The organism is Streptomyces carpinensis (assembly GCF_002154505.1).
GTDB lineage: Bacteria > Actinomycetota > Actinomycetes > Streptomycetales > Streptomycetaceae > Streptomyces > Streptomyces carpinensis.
Genome location: NZ_MUBM01000372.1, coordinates 1 through 15,808 on the forward strand (window position 1 = coordinate 1; position 15,808 = coordinate 15,808).

At 71.5% G+C, this 15,808-nt stretch carries 15 protein-coding genes and 1 riboswitch; of the genes, 4 read left to right on the plus strand and 11 right to left on the minus strand.

What is annotated here, in order from left to right:
* Window positions 1-174 precede the first annotated feature (174 nt).
* Together BZY54_RS38925 and BZY54_RS38930 are read right to left on the minus strand one after the other, a co-directional pair.
* Entirely contained in the window at window positions 175-1,695 is a 1,521-nt protein-coding gene (locus tag BZY54_RS38925; protein WP_208640903.1) for an amino acid permease, read from the minus strand.
* 65 nt (window positions 1,696-1,760) lie between these two features.
* Window positions 1,761-2,717, minus strand: coding sequence for a hypothetical protein (locus tag BZY54_RS38930; protein WP_086730088.1), 957 nt, complete (start codon window positions 2,715-2,717; stop codon window positions 1,761-1,763).
* Between the two features lie 213 nt (window positions 2,718-2,930).
* Between BZY54_RS38930 and BZY54_RS38935 the strand changes: the two genes are divergently transcribed.
* On the plus strand, window positions 2,931-3,590 hold the full coding sequence (locus BZY54_RS38935; protein ID WP_086730076.1) for a uridine kinase family protein: 660 nt from the start codon (window positions 2,931-2,933) through the stop codon (window positions 3,588-3,590).
* Window positions 3,591-4,183: 593 nt separating this feature from the next.
* Window positions 4,184-6,049 carry an AAA family ATPase gene (locus BZY54_RS38940; protein WP_086730077.1) on the plus strand — a complete coding sequence of 622 codons (1,866 nt, stop codon included), beginning with the start codon at window positions 4,184-4,186 and terminating at the stop codon, window positions 6,047-6,049.
* Between the two features lie 69 nt (window positions 6,050-6,118).
* Here BZY54_RS38940 and BZY54_RS38945 read toward each other — a convergent pair whose 3' ends face one another.
* The 9 genes from BZY54_RS38945 to BZY54_RS38985 all read right to left on the minus strand — a co-directional run bounded on the left by BZY54_RS38945 (window position 6,119) and on the right by BZY54_RS38985 (window position 13,593).
* A complete protein-coding gene (locus tag BZY54_RS38945) occupies window positions 6,119-7,204 on the minus strand; it encodes a hemolysin family protein (RefSeq protein ID WP_086730078.1) in 1,086 nt (361 codons plus the stop codon).
* On the minus strand, window positions 7,201-8,547 hold the full coding sequence (locus tag BZY54_RS38950) for a hemolysin family protein (protein WP_086730079.1): 1,347 nt from the start codon (window positions 8,545-8,547) through the stop codon (window positions 7,201-7,203). Before BZY54_RS38950 ends, BZY54_RS38945 begins: the two co-directional genes overlap by 4 nt.
* A 233-nt stretch (window positions 8,548-8,780) precedes the next feature.
* Window positions 8,781-9,248, minus strand: coding sequence for a PH domain-containing protein (locus BZY54_RS38955; RefSeq protein ID WP_086730080.1), 468 nt, complete (start codon window positions 9,246-9,248; stop codon window positions 8,781-8,783).
* A 52-nt stretch (window positions 9,249-9,300) separates the two neighbouring features.
* Window positions 9,301-10,149 (minus strand): ATP phosphoribosyltransferase, encoded by an 849-nt coding sequence (gene hisG, locus BZY54_RS38960; RefSeq protein ID WP_086730081.1) that lies wholly within the window; start codon window positions 10,147-10,149, stop codon window positions 9,301-9,303.
* Window positions 10,150-10,219: 70 nt separating this feature from the next.
* Complete coding sequence (locus tag BZY54_RS38965) at window positions 10,220-10,492, minus strand: phosphoribosyl-ATP diphosphatase (RefSeq protein WP_086730082.1); 273 nt, start codon at window positions 10,490-10,492, stop codon at window positions 10,220-10,222.
* 34 nt (window positions 10,493-10,526) lie between these two features.
* Complete coding sequence (gene ribH / locus BZY54_RS38970) at window positions 10,527-11,012, minus strand: 6,7-dimethyl-8-ribityllumazine synthase (RefSeq protein WP_086730083.1); 486 nt, start codon at window positions 11,010-11,012, stop codon at window positions 10,527-10,529.
* 21 nt (window positions 11,013-11,033) lie between these two features.
* Window positions 11,034-12,347 carry a bifunctional 3,4-dihydroxy-2-butanone-4-phosphate synthase/GTP cyclohydrolase II gene (locus BZY54_RS38975; protein WP_086730084.1) on the minus strand — a complete coding sequence of 438 codons (1,314 nt, stop codon included), beginning with the start codon at window positions 12,345-12,347 and terminating at the stop codon, window positions 11,034-11,036.
* Window positions 12,344-12,988 carry a nicotinamide riboside transporter PnuC gene (gene pnuC / locus BZY54_RS38980; protein WP_086730085.1) on the minus strand — a complete coding sequence of 215 codons (645 nt, stop codon included), beginning with the start codon at window positions 12,986-12,988 and terminating at the stop codon, window positions 12,344-12,346. Before pnuC ends, BZY54_RS38975 begins: the two co-directional genes overlap by 4 nt.
* Window positions 12,985-13,593 (minus strand): riboflavin synthase, encoded by a 609-nt coding sequence (locus BZY54_RS38985; protein WP_086730086.1) that lies wholly within the window; start codon window positions 13,591-13,593, stop codon window positions 12,985-12,987. Before BZY54_RS38985 ends, pnuC begins: the two co-directional genes overlap by 4 nt.
* A 157-nt stretch (window positions 13,594-13,750) precedes the next feature.
* A riboswitch (FMN riboswitch) is annotated at window positions 13,751-13,881 on the minus strand.
* Between the two features lie 902 nt (window positions 13,882-14,783).
* Between BZY54_RS38985 and BZY54_RS54045 the strand changes: the two genes are divergently transcribed.
* Both BZY54_RS54045 and BZY54_RS38995 read left to right on the plus strand, forming a co-directional pair.
* Complete coding sequence (locus tag BZY54_RS54045) at window positions 14,784-15,104, plus strand: hypothetical protein (protein WP_244217546.1); 321 nt, start codon at window positions 14,784-14,786, stop codon at window positions 15,102-15,104.
* A 48-nt stretch (window positions 15,105-15,152) separates the two neighbouring features.
* Window positions 15,153-15,808, plus strand: a 656-nt coding sequence (locus tag BZY54_RS38995; RefSeq protein ID WP_086730087.1) for an SDR family oxidoreductase, incomplete at its 3' end; no start/stop codon positions are given.

Sequence of the window (15,808 nt, forward strand, 5' to 3'; positions counted from 1 at the left end):
GTCCAGCCCGCCGCACACGGATATACGGCCCAAAGCCTCATCGGCTGAACCGGGTTGGGACCGCAGTACGTGGCGGGCCGTGCCGCATGCCTGCGGCCCCTCCCGCCGTCGGGCGCGTGCCGGTTCGTCGTGGTTCCGCGCGGCAGCGGGAAGGGTGGGTGAGGAGAGGGGGCGTCAGATCAGGTCCATTGCCGCCACCTCGTCCGGGCGGCCGTAGCTGACCGGGCCCTGGAAGCGGCGGCGGGCTGTGGCGAACCACCAGAGTGTGGCCACGAGCAGGACGACGGCCAGGGCGATGGGCGCGTAGTTGAAGGAGTCGACGGTGATCGGGGAGGCCTGCGGGAGCATGAACAGCACGCTGCTCAGGGCGATCCAGGTGACGGCCGCGACACCGACCGGGCGGCCCCAGCGGCCCAGGTTCCAGGGGCCCGGCTGGAACTCGTCGCCGAGGCGCAGGCGCAGCAGGATCGGCACGGCGTAGGCGAGGAACAGGCCGACGACGTTGACGCTGACGATGGCGGTGAAGGCGGTGTGCGACCACCAGCCGGGCAGGACCAGGGCCAGGGAGCAGGCGACTGCCAGCCAGACCGCCTTGACGGGGGTACGGGTACGCGGGGAGACCGAGTGCCACCAGCGGGAGCCGGGCATGGCGCCGTCCCGGGAGAAGGCGAAGATCTGCCGGGTGTTGCTGGTGAGATTGGCCAGGCCGCAGAAGAGCATGGCACCGATCACGATCAGCAGAAGGCCCTTGGCGGTGCCGAGGCCGAGCGCGTCGATGAGGATCTGGACGGGCGGTGCGTCCGCGGCGGCCACCTGGTCGTAGTCGCGAATGCTGTGGACCAGGGCGAGCATGAGGATCAGACCGGTGACGGCGGAATAGCCGATGGCGCGGGTAATGCCCCGGGGTGCGTTGACGGTCGCCCGGACCGTTTCCTCGGACATGTGGAAGCTGCCGTCGAAGCCGGTGAAGGTCCAGCTGGTGACCAGCAGGCCGAGCATGCCGCCGTAAAGTCCGCTGGTGAAACCGGTGTTGTTCGCGAAATGCGTGACGAAGGACGCCGGACGGTGCTGGTCGGGGACGGCCACGAGAGCCGTCACGATCACCACGAGACCGATGAGCAGCCACCACACGGAGATCCGGTTCAGGACGGCGACCAGCTGGACCGTGTAGGTGTTGGCCAGCCCCTGGAGCACGATGATCAGAGCCGTGATCAGCACCGTCTGGTGGGCGGTCGGCCGGTAGGAGTGCCACTGGAGGGCGATGAACGCCTGGACGAAAGCGGCCGCCGCGTAGCCCGTGGCCGCGGTGCCTCCCACCTGGCCGACGAAGTTCAGCCAGCCGGTGAACCAGGACCAGGCTCCCTTGTGCCGTGTGGCGAGTTTGCCGGCCGAGAAATACAGCGCGCCGCTCGTCGGATAGGCGGAGGCGACTTCGGCCATGGCCGCCCCGATGAAGAGCACCATGACGGAGACGCCGATCCAGCCGAACACGAGAACGCGTGGGCCGCCCGCGTTCATTCCGAATCCGAAGGACGAGAAAATCGCCGAGATGATGTTGATGATGGTGAAGGATATAGCGAAATTGTCGAACGCCTTGAAGCGCCGGGTGAGTTTTCTCGGATAACCCAACGCATGCAGGGTGGCGTCGTCGTCGAGCGTGTTCGGGTCCGCCTTCGCGCGGGGCTGGACCGGCATCCGTTCCGACACGTGTCGGCCTTTCTCTCGGTGGCGGCGAGGGTCAGGTGGTGCTGGGGTGAGGGTCACGTGGTCGTGGGCACGGGCAGGCCGCAGGCGCGCCGGGCCCGGGACAGCTGCTCGACTGGGTCGCCGAACACGCACCACGGCATGCGTGAGGCGTAGGGACCCATGGCGGTGAGGACGGCGCGGGCCTCGAACTCGCGACCGCCCAGGACCAGCGCGTGGGCGAGGTAGGCCAGATCGAGCACCGGGGTGAAGGGCTGACCGGCCACCGTGGGAAGCCAGTTCTGGTAGGCGCCGAGCGCGGTGGAGCGCCACTGCGGCTGTTCCCAGACGCGGTCGGCGAGCAGCTGGGTGGGGTCGTGACTCTCCACCAGGGCGACCAGCGGCAGCAGCCGCAGGGCGGAGTCGGCGTGTGCCCGCTGGCTGAGGAAGGCGGCCACGTCCCAGGCCACGTTGACCGAGCCGCCGTACCGGGTGAAGAAGCAGGCGAGGAAACGGTGGTGGGCCTCGCGGTGCCAGGGGTCGAGGGACAGGACGTGGGCGAACAGCCGCCAGGGCCCGGGCGGGGCGGTGAGCAGCCCGGGCGGCGCCGGGTCGCGCAGCCGGTGCAGCCGGGCCATGGCCAGTTTGGCGACCCAGGGGGTGGGGTCGGCGGGATCCATGGCCGCGGCCCGGTCGCAGGCGGACAGCGCTATCCGCTCCAGCGGTTCGGCCCGCCGGTCGCGGACGTCGGCGGCGCGCAGCGCCCTGCGTACGGCCACCCGCGCCCACAGCAGCGCGGACTCGGGTGCGGGTTCCTCCGCCAGCCAGCGTTCGGCGAGGTCGGAGTCTGCGGCCTCCGAGGCCATCACGAGGGAGCGGTGGGCCCGCAGAGCACAGTCGTCGCGCGTCTCGGAAAGAGCGGCCCGGGCGCTCGCCCAGCGGCCGGCCCGGATGTCGACGCACACACTCGCGAGGACCCGGTCGTCCGCCGCCGGATGCCAGACATACTGCCCTTCGAATAACCCAGCGGCCATCTTCCCCGCCTCCCCGTACGACGCCTCGCAGCTGCGCATCGGCACTTTACTCATCGCAGGGCGCAACCGGAACGCCGATTTCGATATGTCCGCCGACGGATTCGCTGCTGGAATAGGCGGACTTGACGGATCTTCGCTCGGTAGTTCAATTCAGCACTATTCGAGGGCCGTCGCCGGCGGGTACGGGCGGCCACTAGAATGTTCCGGAGAAATATGCCGTCCTCATCAGCGCACCGACCTCAGGAAACCGCCATTCACGCCCTCGCCGCCCGTCTCCGCGACCTCCCGCCGTCCTGCGGCCCCGTCCGCCTCGTCGCCGTCGACGGGCACGCGGGCTCCGGAAAGTCCACGTTCGCCGGGCACTTGGCCGCGGCGCTGGGCGGCGCCCCCGTGCTGCACCTGGACGACATCGCCAGCCATGAGGAGTTGTTCGCGTGGGACGGACGGCTGTTCGCCGAGGTGATCGAGCCGCTGACCGAGGGCGCGACGGCGCGCTACTCCCCCTACGACTGGCACGCCCGGCACTTCGGCCCCGCCCGCCCACTGCCCCCGGCACCGGTGGTCCTCGTCGAGGGCGTGGGGGCCGGCCGCCGGGCCCTGCGCCCGTACCTGACCCGTCTGCTGTGGATGGACGTGCCCAGCGAGGAGTCCTGGGCGCGCGGGCGGGCGCGGGACGGGGAGGAGCAACGGGAGTTCTGGGCCGGCTGGGTCGAGGCGGAGCGCCGGCACTTCGCCGCGGACCCCTCGCGCCCCTTCGCGGATCTTCTGGTGCGGCAGTTGACCCAGGGGTATGAGGTGCTGCGGGGTCCCGCCGGGACCGTTGAGCCGGACCAGGGGGTGACCCACCGTGACGGACCGCGAGCGATGTGGTGAACCCGCGAAGCCCCTGGCCGAGGAACTTGGCTGAGTACCTCAAGGCCGCTTGACCCGGGGACCATACAGGTCTTACGTTCTCAATGTGCGGTCGATACGGACCGCCCGCAGTCGCGAAGCCCCCGGTTGTTCCCCCGTGATCGGGGGCTTCGTTCTGCCCGCGTCCTGTTTTTCGGACGCTGCGCGACGCCGTTCGCTCACCCTCGGTCACCGAACCGCGATGCGCCCCGTCTGCTCCCACCTCCCCGAACGCCCGCTGCCGCACCCTTCGGCGAGCGGCGGCCCCACAGGTACGATGCCCTCGGTGCGACCTTCGAACGGCTGCTTCGCGCACCTGCAACTCCGGTCCGCGGCACAGCGGTTCGACCAGAGGAAGCCGCCGGGTGGATGCCCGGTGGAAGGGGGTGTCCGGTGGATCAAGCCGGATCAGGGAGCGGGGTCTGGTGCGTGCAGCCGCATGGCGGAGGAGGGAGTCGACGCGGAGCGTCGGCGACCGACGACAACGCCGCGGATGCGCGTGCCAGACCCCGCGAGCCCGGCCTGATCCACCGGACACCCCCTGACCTACGGGGGCACGGTTTGTGGGGGACGTGATGGACTTCGGCACGCAGGGCCCCGAGGCCCCGGCCGACCTCGCCTGGCTGCGTGGCGTGGACGCCTACACCATGGGGGCCTATCCGCAGGCGGAGGAGGAGTTCCGGGTCGCGGTGCGGATGGATCCCGGAATGGCCGACGGCTGGCTCGGGCTGCACGCGCTGCGCGTCGACACGACGAACGCGCTGCTCAGGATGTTCCGGCACCGTGACCGCTTCGGCGAACAGCGCGCCCGGCACCGCCGCACTCTCAACTCCTGGTACTGGCTGGGCTGGTGGGTGCAGCCGGTCCTCGAGAGCCCCCGCGACCTGCTGCTCGCGCACGCCTCGCACTGGCTGGACGGGCGGCACGTGCCCGAGCTGGACCGGGCGCTGGCCGGTCTGCCGCCCGTGGACGCCGACGCCCAGGTCCGGTTTCTGCACGCCTGCCGCGCTTACCTGGTCAAGGACTGGGAACAGCTCGTCCGGCACACCGACCCGCTGGTCGACGACCCGATGCTCGGCATCGAGGCCGGCCTGTTCGGCGGCATGGCCCGGGTACGGCTGGAGATGTACGGGCAGGCCGAGCCGCTGCTGTCGGCCTCGCTGATGCGCTGCCGCAGCGAGCAGCCACAGCGCAAGGAGCTCAGGTACTGGCTGGCCAGGGCCCACGAGGGCACCGGCCGCAGCGCCGCCGCCCTCCCCCTGTACCGGGCCGTGCACCGGGTCGATCCGGCCTTCATGGACACCTCGGCGCGGCTCGCGGCCATAGCCGAGGGGGACGGGTTCGACGAGGCCACCGACCTCGCGGCGATCACCCTCACCGGTGTCGGGCAGGACACCGTGGACGGCCCGGACCTCCTGGACCCGCTGTTCGGGACCGAGGGCCGGGACCTGAGGCTCGGCGACCCCGATCCGGCGGGCTCCGGTCCCCTCCCCTCGGCGGCCGACCCGGCGGTCCGCGAGCGCGCCTCGGTCGCCGCCGGGCCGCTGCCCAACGGGCCCACCGACCCGGCGCTGCTCGAGGAGGCGCTCGCCGAGCTCGAGCGCATGGTGGGCCTGGAGCCGGTGAAACGCCAGGTCAAGGCCCTGTCCGCACAGCTCAACATGGCCCGGTTGCGGGCCGGGCAGGGGCTGCCCGTGCAGCCGCCGAAACGCCACTTCGTGTTCTCCGGCCCCTCCGGAACCGGCAAGACCACGGTCGCCCGCATCCTCGGCCGCGTCTTCTACGCCCTCGGCCTGCTCGGCGGCGACCATCTGGTGGAGGCCCAGCGGGCCGACCTGGTCGGCGAGTACCTGGGCCAGACGGCCGTGAAGGCCAACGAGCTGATCGACTCCGCTATCGGCGGGGTGCTGTTCGTGGACGAGGCCTACTCGCTGTCCAACTCCGGGTACGGCAAGGGCGACGCGTACGGCGACGAGGCGCTGCAGGTGCTGCTGAAGCGGGCCGAGGACAACCGGGACCACCTCGTGGTGATCCTCGCCGGCTATCCGGAGGGGATGGACCGGCTGCTCGCCGCCAACCCCGGGCTGTCGTCCCGCTTCACCACCCGGGTGGACTTCCCGTCGTACCGCCCCCTGGAGCTCACCGAGATCGGAAAGGTGCTCGCCGCGGAGAACGGCGACCTGTGGGACGACGAGGCTCTCGACGAGCTGCGGTCGATCGCCGGGCACGTGGTCGACCAGGGGTGGATCGACGAGCTCGGCAACGGGCGGTTCCTGCGCACGCTCTACGAGAAGAGCTGCGCGTATCGCGACCTGCGGCTGTCCACGTATCCCGGCGCCCTGTCGCGGGACGACCTGGCGACCCTGCGGCTGCCGGACCTGATGCAGGCGTACGGAGAGGTGCTGTCGGGGCGGGGGCCGCAGGACCCGTCGGCGTTGTGACGGATCCCGCGGGCCCCTGTTCACGCGCCCTCCGGCCGGGCGGCCGTGGGGCTGCCCACGGCCGCCCGGCTACGTCGCCAGGACCTCCTCCGGTTCCCCGCTCCCGCGTGGTTCCGTCAGGCGGATCTCCGTCGCCACCCGGTGCGCGGGGTCGCGTACCTCGCCCACCAGGAGCTCCAGTACGTCCTCCAGGGCCACCACGCCCAGCACCCTGCCGGACGCGTCCGCGACCTGGGCCAGATGGGTGGCCGCCCTACGCATGACGGTCAGGGCGTCGTCCAGCGGCAGCTCGGACCTCAGCGTCGCCATGGGGCGCCATATCCGCTGCGGCACGGCGCGGTCGGAGTCCTCCACGTCCAGGACGTCCTTGACGTGCAGGTAGCCCATGAAGGCGCCGTTCTCAGCGGCGACCGGGAAGCGGGAGTACCCGGTGCGGGCGGTGAGGGCGACGATCTCGCCCGGGGTGACCGACGGGCTGACGGTCACCAGCGCCTCGCGGCCCAGCAGCACGTCCAGGACCGGACGGGAGCCCAGCTCCAGGGCGTCCTCCAGCCGCTCCTGCTCCTCGGGGTCGAGGAGCCCCGCCTGGCCGGAGTCCTCCACCAGGCGGTTGAGCTGCTCACTGGTGAAGGCGGCCTCGACCTCGTCCTTGGGTTCGACGCGGAAGAGCCGCAGGATGCCCTTGGCGCAGGCGCCGAGCGCCACGGTGACCGGCTTGCAGACGCGGGCGAAGGCGACCAGGCCGGGGCTGAGCCACAGCGCGGCCTTCTCCGGCGCGGCCATGGCCAGGTTCTTCGGCACCATCTCACCGATGACCAGGTGGAAGAAGACCACGGCGGCGAGCGCGATGATGTAGCCGAGCGGGTGAACCATGCCGTCGGGCAGGTGCATCCAGGCGAACACCGGCTCCAGCAGGTGCGCCACCGTCGGTTCGGCGACGGCGCCCAGGGTCAGTGAGCAGACCGTGATGCCGAACTGGGCGGCGGCCATCATCTGCGGCAGCCGCTCCAGGCCGTAGAGCACCTGGCGGGCCCGGGCGGTGCCGAGCGGTTCGATCTGGCTGCGGCGGACCGAGACGAGCGCGAACTCGGCGCCGACGAAGAAGCCGTTGGCGAGCACGAGAAGCGCGGCGAACAGCAGTTGCAGGACGCTCATCGGGCGGCCTCCACCATGCTCGCGACGACGTCGGTTGCGGGCGCGGTCCGGACCAGGCGGACGCGCTCGGCGCGGTAGTGCCCGACCTCGCGCACGGACAGCCGCCAGCCCGGCAGCTCCGCCCTGTCGCCGGGGGCCGGGATCCGGCCGAGCAGGTCGGCGACCAGGCCGGCAACGGTCTCGTAGGGGCCCTCGGGTGCGTCGAGGCCGATGCGTCGGAGCAGGTCGACGCGGCAGCCGCCGTCGACGTCCCAGGCGGGCCGGCCGTCCTCCGGCGGTGCGGGGGCGAGCTCGGGCACGTCCTTGGCGTCGTGCTCGTCGCGGACCTCGCCGACGAGCTCCTCGACGATGTCCTCCAGCGTCACCACGCCCGCGGTGCCGCCGTACTCGTCGACGACGACCGCGATGGGCTGCTCGCTGCGCAGCTGGGCGAGCAGCGGCTGCACCGGCAGGGTCTCGGGGACCAGCAGGGCCGGGCGGGCGATATGGCCGACGGGGGTACGCAGCCTGTCGTGCACCGGCACCGCGAGGGCGTCCTTGAGGTGGACCATGCCGACGATCTCGTCGATCTTCTCGTGGTAGACGGGGAAGCGGGACAGGCCGGTGGCCCGGGTGAGGTTGACCACATCCTCGGCGGTCGCCGAGGACTGCAGGGCGCTGACCTTCACGCGCGGGGTCATGACGTGCTGCGCGGTGAGCTCACCCAGGGACAGAGTGCGGACGAACAGATCGGCCGTGTCCTGTTCCAGGGCGCCGGCCAGAGCGGAGTGGCGGGCCAGGGAGACCAGCTCGCCGGGGGTGCGCGCGGAGGCCAGCTCGTCGGCGGGCTCGACGCCGAGCGCACGCACCAGCCGGTTGGCGACCGTGTTGAGCGCGGCGATCACGGGGCGGAACAGGCGTGCGAAGACGTGCTGCGGGCCGGCTACGAACCGCGCGACCTGCAGCGGCCTGGACACCGCCCAGTTCTTGGGCACGAGCTCGCCGACCACCATCTGGAGGGCGGAGGCGAGCAGCATGCCGACGATCACGGCGACGCCGGAAACGGCGCCCTCGGGGATGCCGGTCGCGGTGAAGGGCCGGCGCAGCAGCTCGGCCAGTGCCGGTTCGGCGAGCATGCCGACGACCAGGGAGGTGATGGTGATGCCGAGCTGGGTGCCGGAGAGCTGGAAGGACAGCTCCCCCAGCGACTCGACGACTGTACGGGCGCGTTTGTCGCCCTCGGCGGCCGCCTGCTCGGCGTCCGGGCGCTCGACCGTCACCAGGCCGAACTCGGCCGCGACGAAGAAGCCGTTCGCGAGGATGAGCAGGAAGGCCGCTCCCAGGAGCAGCAGGGGGATGGTCATGATGCCGCCGCCTCCGCGTGCGCGCGGACCTCGGTGTCGTGGTCCGCGCTATGTCGGCAGGGGGCGGCGCAGGTACTACAGGACGATCCGTCCATCGCCGGAGGGAGTCACTCCTCGGGTAGCAGGAGCCCCTGGCACCGGTCGGAGCTCAGGGGCGGAGGCGCAGTGGACAACGCCTCCGCCACCAGATTAATAAACACCGGGCCCGGTGCGTCAGTGCAGACGTCCCCCAGTCAGCCGTGAGATTCCCCTCCGGACCCCTCGGGGTCCCGGATGGAGCGGGCCTCGACGAGGGCGCGCAGGGCGCGCGCGTCGGCGACCGCCCGCTGCTTGGCGATACCGGGCTGGATGCCGAGCGCGGGCAGGCTGGTGCCGTCGCTGAGGTTGAGGAACACCCAGGGGTCCCCGGGGCGCAGGTTCACCTGGAGGATCTCCGGCCACTCCAGGCGGCGGCTGCTGGCGATGTTGACCACGGTGACGCCGGAGTCGTCGACGACGACCTTCGGCCGCGAGAGCAGCGCCAGCACGCCGAACAGGACGGCGCCCGTGAAGACGAAACTGACGCGTTCACCGGGGCTGAGCTGCTCCAGCAGCAGCGCGACGACCGTGATCACCACGAAGATCGCGACCCCGGCCGTGAGCAGTACCGCGCGGGTGTGCCCCGGCCGGAACGTGACGGGGAGCGCGGGCAGGTCGGACATCCGTTCTCGGCCTCTCTGTTCCTTCCGTGCCTCTTGGTGACGGTACGGGCTCTCAGAGGCGGCAGGCGTGGATGGCCGTGGTCAGGATGGCACGGGCCCCGATGGCGTACAGGTCGTCCATGATCCGCTGGGCCTCCTTGGCCGGGACCATGGCGCGCACGGCGACCCAGCCCTCGTTGTGCAGCGGGGAGACGGTCGGGGACTCCAGGCCCGGGGTCAGCGCGACGGCCTTCTCCAGCTGCTCGACCCGGCAGTCGTAGTCCATCATCACGTACGTCCGGGCCACCAGGACGCCCTGGAGGCGCCGCAGGAACTGCTGCACCTTGGGTTCCTCGGCGTCCGCGCCGGTACGGCGGACGACGATCGCCTCGGACTTCATGATCGGCTCGCCGATGACCTCCAGGCCGGCGTTGCGCAGCGAGGTGCCGGTCTCGACGACGTCGGCGATGACCTCGGCGACGCCCAGCTCGATGGCGGTCTCGACGGCGCCGTCGAGGTGGACGACGGAGGCGTCGATGCCGTTGTCCGCGAGGTGCTTGGCGACGATGCCCTCATAGGAGGTGGCGACCGTCATGCCCGTCAGGTCCGCCACGCCGCTCGCGGTGCCGGGCTTGGTGGCGAAGCGGAAGGTGGAGCGGGCGAAGCCGAGGGGCAGGATCTCCTCGGCGTTGGCGCCGGAGTCGATCAGCAGGTCGCGGCCGGTGATGCCGATGTCGAGGCGGCCGGAGGAGACGTAGATCGCGATGTCGCGGGGACGGAGGTAGAAGAACTCGACCTCGTTCTCCGGGTCGACGATCCGCAGCTCCTTGGACTCGCGGCGCTGCTGGTAGCCGGCCTCATGCAGCATGTCCGCCGCAGGGCCGGAGAGTGAACCCTTGTTGGGGACGGCGATGCGCAGCATGAGGTCGGCTTCCTTCGTTCGTCGTACGCACGTACGAAAATGGGTGTGGGTGTTCGGGTGCCCGGAGTGCTCAGAGGTGGGCGTAGACGTCGTCCAGGGAGATCCCGCGGGCGACCATCATCACCTGGACGTGGTACAGCAGCTGCGAGATCTCCTCGGCGGCCGCCTCCTTGCCCTCGTGCTCGGCGGCCATCCAGACCTCGGCGGCCTCCTCGACGACCTTCTTTCCGATGGCATGGACGCCCTTGCCCACCAGTTCGGCGGTGCGGGAGGTGGCGGGATCGCCGTTGGCGGCCTTCTGCTGGAGCTCGGTGAAGAGCTCCTCGAACGTCTTCTTGGACATGGTGCTGCTAACCCTACGCGCTCCGGGCGGCTGCTCAGCGCCAGGGCTCGGATACCGAGCGGAGTGTGGCGGCGGTCGCGACCGCCGCGGTCACCGCCTCGTGCCCCTTGTCCTCGCTGGAACCCTCCAGACCGGCCCGGTCCAGGGCCTGCTCCTCGGTGTCGCAGGTGAGCACTCCGAAGCCGACGGGCACCCCGGTGTCGATCGACACCTGGGTCAGGCCCTGGGTGACGCCCTGGCAGACGTAGTCGAAGTGCGGGGTGCCGCCGCGGATGACGACACCGAGGGCGACGATCGCGTCGTAACCGCGGCCCGCCAGCACCTTCGCCACCACCGGAAGCTCGAAGCTGCCGGGGACCCTGAGCAGGGTCGGCTCGTCGATCCCCAGCTCGTGCAGGGCGCGCAGCGCGCCGTCCACCAGTCCGTCCATCACCTTCTCGTGCCACTGTGCCGCGATGACGGCGACCCTGAGGTCCCCGACGTTCCGGACGGACAGTTCCGGTGCACCCTTGCCGCTCACGTGTCTCCTCAGTTCCTGTACTTACTGGTTGCCGCAGGTGGCCGCGGCCACGGCCACGGAGGCTGCCGCGGCCGGCGTGTCCAGCCAGGGCAGGTCGTGCCCCATCCGGTCCCGCTTGGTGCGCAGGTACCGGAGGTTGTGCTCGCCCGCCAGGACGGGCATGGGCTCCCGTCCGGTGACGTTGATGCCGTGGCGCAGCAGCGCGTCGGTCTTGTCGGGGTTGTTGGTCATCAGGCGGACGCTGGTGACCCCGAGGTCCCGCAGGATCTGCGCGCCGGCGCCGTAGTCGCGGGCGTCGGCGGGCAGGCCGAGTTCGAGGTTGGCGTCGAGGGTGTCGCGCCCGCGCTCCTGGAGCTCGTACGCCCGCAGCTTGGACATCAGGCCGATGCCGCGTCCCTCGTGGCCGCGCAGATAGACGACGACTCCGCGGCCCTCGGTCTGGATGCGTTCCAGGGAGGCCTCCAGCTGGGGGCCGCAGTCGCAGCGCAGCGAGCCGAAGACGTCGCCGGTCAGGCACTCGGAGTGGACGCGGACCAGGACGTCCTCGCCGTCGCCGATCTCACCGTGGACGAGGGCTACGTGTTCGACGCCGTCGGCGGTGGAGCGGTAGCCGTACGCGGTGAAGGCGCCGTGCGCGGTGGGCAGGTTGACCTCGGCCTCGCGGCGGACGGTGGGCTCGCTGCTGCGCCGGTAGGCGATCAGGTCCGCGATGGAGATGATCGTCAGACCGTGCTTGCGGGCGAAGACCATCAGCTCGGGCAGGCGAAGCATCCGGCCGTCCTCGCCGGCGATCTCCACGATCGCGCCGGCCGGGCGCAGCCCCGCGAGCCGGGCGAGGTCGACGGCGGCCTCGGTGTGGCCGTCGCGGACGAGCACCCCGCCGGGCCTGGCGCGCAGCGGGAAGACATGGCCGGGGCGGACCAGGTCGGTGGGCTCCGCCGTGCCGCTCGCCAGCAGCTGGAGGGTGGTGGCGCGGTCGGCGGCCGAGATGCCGGTGGTGACGCCGTGGGCGCCGGAGGCGTCGACGGAGACCGTGAAGGCGGTCTTCATCGACTCTGTGTTCTCCTCCACCATCTGCGGGAGCCTGAGCCGGTCCAGTTCCTCGCCCTCCATGGGGGCGCAGATCAGGCCGCGGCACTCGCTCATCATGAAGGCGACGATCTCGGGGGTCGCCTTCTCGGCGGCGATGACGAGGTCGCCCTCGTTCTCGCGGTCCTCGTCGTCGACGACCACGACCGGGCGGCCGGCCGCGATGTCGGCGACGGCCTGCTCGATCGGGTCCAGAGTGAAGTCCTCGACGTTGTCGGTGCTGTAGAGGATGGGTGCCGCGGTCATGCGGGCGCTCCTTCCGGGACGGGCTGCGCGGCCCGGCGGGAACGCAGCCACCAGTCGCGCATGCCCCACAGGACGAGCGCGCCGTAGATGACGTAGACGAAGCCGGAGAAGGCGAAGCCGTTGGCGAAGTTGAGCGGGACGCCGACGACGTCGACGAGCAGCCAGGCGAACCAGAACTCGACCATGCCGCGTGCCTGGGCGTACATGGCGACGATGGTGCCGACGAATATGTAGGCGTCGGGCCAGGGGTCCCAGGACAGGGACGGGTAGGCCTTGAACAGGGCGGCGACCACGACCGTGCCGACGGCGGCGGCGCCGAGCAGGACGGCCCTCTCGCGCCAGGTGGCGAACCGTACGGCGATCTGGCCGTCCGCCGCCCGGTCCTTGCCGCGGTTCCACTGCCACCAGCCGTAGACCGCGACGACCATCACGACGATCTGCTTGCCGGCGCTGCCGGAGAGGTGAGCGGTGGCGAAGGCGGCGAAGAGGATCAGGCCGGACAGGAACTGGGTGGGCCAACTCCATATGGAGCGGCGCCAGCCGAACGCCAGGCCGAGCAGTCCGATGACGTTGCCGATCATGTCGGACCACTTGATGTGCTGGCCGAAGAGGGTGAAGGCCTCGGAGTTGAGCCAGTTCACTTGCCGGCCCCCTGCGCGCGGTCGCCCAGCAGCCGCTCGACGTACTTGGCGACGACGTCGACCTCGAGGTTGACCGGGTCCCCGGGCTGCTTCAGGCCGAGTGTGGTCAGGGCGAGGGTGGTGGGGATGAGGCTGACGGTGAAGTGGTCGGCGGCGGCGTCGACGACGGTGAGGCTGATGCCGTCGACGGTGATGGAGCCCTTCTCGACGACGTAGCGCGCGAGGTCCCCCGGCAGCGAGATCCTCACGATCTCCCAGTGCTCGGACGGCGTGCGCTCCAGGACCGTGCCGGTGCCGTCGACGTGTCCCTGCACGATGTGCCCGCCGAGGCGGGCGCCCACGGCGGTCGGGCGTTCGAGGTTGACACGGGAGCCGGCGGTGAGGACGCCGAGGCTGGAGCGCTTGAGGGTCTCCGCCATGACGTCGGCGGTGAACTCGTCGCCCTCGTGCTCGACGACGGTGAGACAGACACCGTTCACGGCGATGGAGTCGCCGTGCTGTGCGCCCTGCGTCACGACGGGGCCGCGGAGCCGGAAGCGGGCGGCGTCGCCGAGGTTCTCGACGGCGGTGACCTCACCCAGCTCTTCGACGATTCCGGTGAACACTTCCCGGGTCCTCCTGCCTCTTCGGGCACGGACTCCGGGGCTGCCGATGACGACAGAGAATACGAACGAGAACACTCGGAACGGCGACGCCGGACCACGCAACTCGCCACGAGAGCGAGCCGGTAGACGGCGGCGCGCACACGTACGTGCTCGCTCGCCGCGCACTGCCTCCCATCCGGACTTTAACCGTCGGTCCAGGAATTCCACCTGGTCAACCGGCCGCTGGAAGCGACCGGGTCGCGGACTATAACCGCCGGTTCGGACTTTCACCGACCCCGGAGTGCGCTGCTACTGGTACAGGGCAAGTGTGCCACGCCCGCGCGGCGTCCATACGGACGATCGGTGTGGATTCGCTCACAGAGCGCATCGCCGTCCGGCTCGCCCGGACCGGCTGAAAGGCCCGGCGGCGGGCAAGGGCCGTCGTCACCGCCGCCGGACCGGCCTGTGCAGGAGTCAGACCCTAAGTGGACTAGACCATAGCGTCAACATCTCCGTGCCGGGCGGGAGTTCGCGTCTGCCCGGCTGACGGGATGACGGGGAGACAGGCCGAGGGAATGACAGGCACCCAGAGGAGCGCCGTCGGCGGGCAGGAGGCCGGCGGCGCGGACTCCGAGCGGCACCGCTCCCGGCTGTTCGGCCGGCATGCCTCATGCTCGGCTCCGCCGAGGAGACCGAGGCCGCGAGCCAGGACACCCGTCCGCGCCACCGCGCCGCGGACCGCTCGGCCGTCGGGCACCCGCCGCCCGGCTCGCCGAGGCCGTCCGCCGACCTGTGCCCGAGCCGGCTCGCCTCGGCCCGGTCGCGGCGCCGGAGGTACGCCGGCACATGGTCGCCCGAGCCCGTGGTCACCTCGGGCGGCATGCTCGTGCCCCGGAGTCGGCCGAGGCAGCGGGACGCCGTGTCGATGGCGGTGCCGGCGCTGCTGGAGCGGCTCACACCCACCGAGCGGGCGGTGTGCGTGCTGCGGGAGGCCCTCGCGTACGGGCACCGCGAGATCGCCGGGGTCCTGGACCTCGCCGAGGCCGGCTGCCGCGGCGGTACCGGCGGCGGTGCGGCGGACGGGCGAGCGGGACGTTCGCCTCCAGCCGTCGCCGGAGCGGCAGCGGGAGCTGGTCGTGCCCGTTCCGCACAGCGGCTCGCCGGGGCGACCCGCCCGGACTTAAGAGGCTGCTCGCGGCCGATGCCACCTGGTGGAGCGACGGCGGGGCAGGGCCACCGCGGCCCGGCGGCCGGTCGAGGGCCGGTACAAGGCCGTCCTCCTGCCGGTGGGCGGGGCCCCACGGTGGGCGGCGGGCCCGGACTTCACGACGGCCGAGGTCGACGGGGCGGTGGTGCTCGTCGTGTGGGCGGCAGACGCACTGGCCGGGGTGGCCGCCTTGGCCGTGCGCGACGGTGTGGTGGCGCAGGTGCGGGTGGTGGTGAACCCGGACAAGCTGGACTTCGTACGGCGTCGGCCGACATCCGCGGCGGCCCGGTGTCACATTTCGCACGGGCCGGCCGGTCCTGGCTGACGAGGGCGTTCCACCGGGGAGCGCCGATGTGCGGAAGGACTGAACAGCATGACCAGGATCCTGGTGACCGGCGGCACCGGAACGCTCGGCCGGCTCGTCGTCGAGCGACTGCGCGCGGACGGGCACGAGGTGCGGGTCCTCAGCCGGCACGCCCAGTCGTACGCCGTCGATCTGCGCGAGGGCGGTCCCGCGCTGGACGCGGCGGTCACGGACGTGGACACGGTCGTGCACTGCGCCAGCTCGCCCAGGGGCGGTGACGAGGAGGCGGCCGCACATCTGATCGCGGCGGCGCGCAAGGCGGGGGTGGGCCACCTGGTCTACATCTCCATCGTGGGGGTCGACCGGGTGCCGCTCGGCTACTACGAGAGCAAGTACGCCGTCGAGAAGCTGGTCGAGGAGTCGGGTCTGGGCTGGACGGTGCTGCGGGCCACCCAGTTCCACGACCTCCTGCTGAACCTGTTCCAGGCCCTGGCCAAGCCGCCGGTCATGCTGCTCCCTGCGGGTGTGCGCGACCAGCCGATCGAGGTCGCGGAAGTCGCCGCCAGGCTCGCCGAGTCGGCGACGGCCGCGCCGGCGGGCCGGGTCCCGGACATGGGCGGCCCGGAGGTCCGCACCCTCGACTCGCTGGCCCGCGCCTACCTGAAGGCCGTGGGCCGCCGCCGCACGGTCCTGAGCGTCCCCCTGGCCGGCGGGGCCTACCGGGC

Coding starts and splice junctions, on each gene's coding strand:
- BZY54_RS38965 (WP_086730082.1), bottom strand. CDS start 10,492: ATGTCCAAGAAGACGTTCGAGGAGCTCTTCACCGAGCTCCAGCAGAAG.
- BZY54_RS38950 (WP_086730079.1), bottom strand. CDS start 8,547: ATGACCATCCCCCTGCTGCTCCTGGGAGCGGCCTTCCTGCTCATCCTC.
- BZY54_RS38955 (WP_086730080.1), bottom strand. CDS start 9,248: ATGTCCGACCTGCCCGCGCTCCCCGTCACGTTCCGGCCGGGGCACACC.
- BZY54_RS38940 (WP_086730077.1), top strand. CDS start 4,184: ATGGACTTCGGCACGCAGGGCCCCGAGGCCCCGGCCGACCTCGCCTGG.
- BZY54_RS38935 (WP_086730076.1), top strand. CDS start 2,931: ATGCCGTCCTCATCAGCGCACCGACCTCAGGAAACCGCCATTCACGCC.
- BZY54_RS38930 (WP_086730088.1), bottom strand. CDS start 2,717: ATGGCCGCTGGGTTATTCGAAGGGCAGTATGTCTGGCATCCGGCGGCG.
- BZY54_RS38975 (WP_086730084.1), bottom strand. CDS start 12,347: ATGACCGCGGCACCCATCCTCTACAGCACCGACAACGTCGAGGACTTC.
- hisG (WP_086730081.1), bottom strand. CDS start 10,149: ATGCTGCGCATCGCCGTCCCCAACAAGGGTTCACTCTCCGGCCCTGCG.
- BZY54_RS38925 (WP_208640903.1), bottom strand. CDS start 1,695: ATGCCGGTCCAGCCCCGCGCGAAGGCGGACCCGAACACGCTCGACGAC.
- BZY54_RS38945 (WP_086730078.1), bottom strand. CDS start 7,204: ATGAGCGTCCTGCAACTGCTGTTCGCCGCGCTTCTCGTGCTCGCCAAC.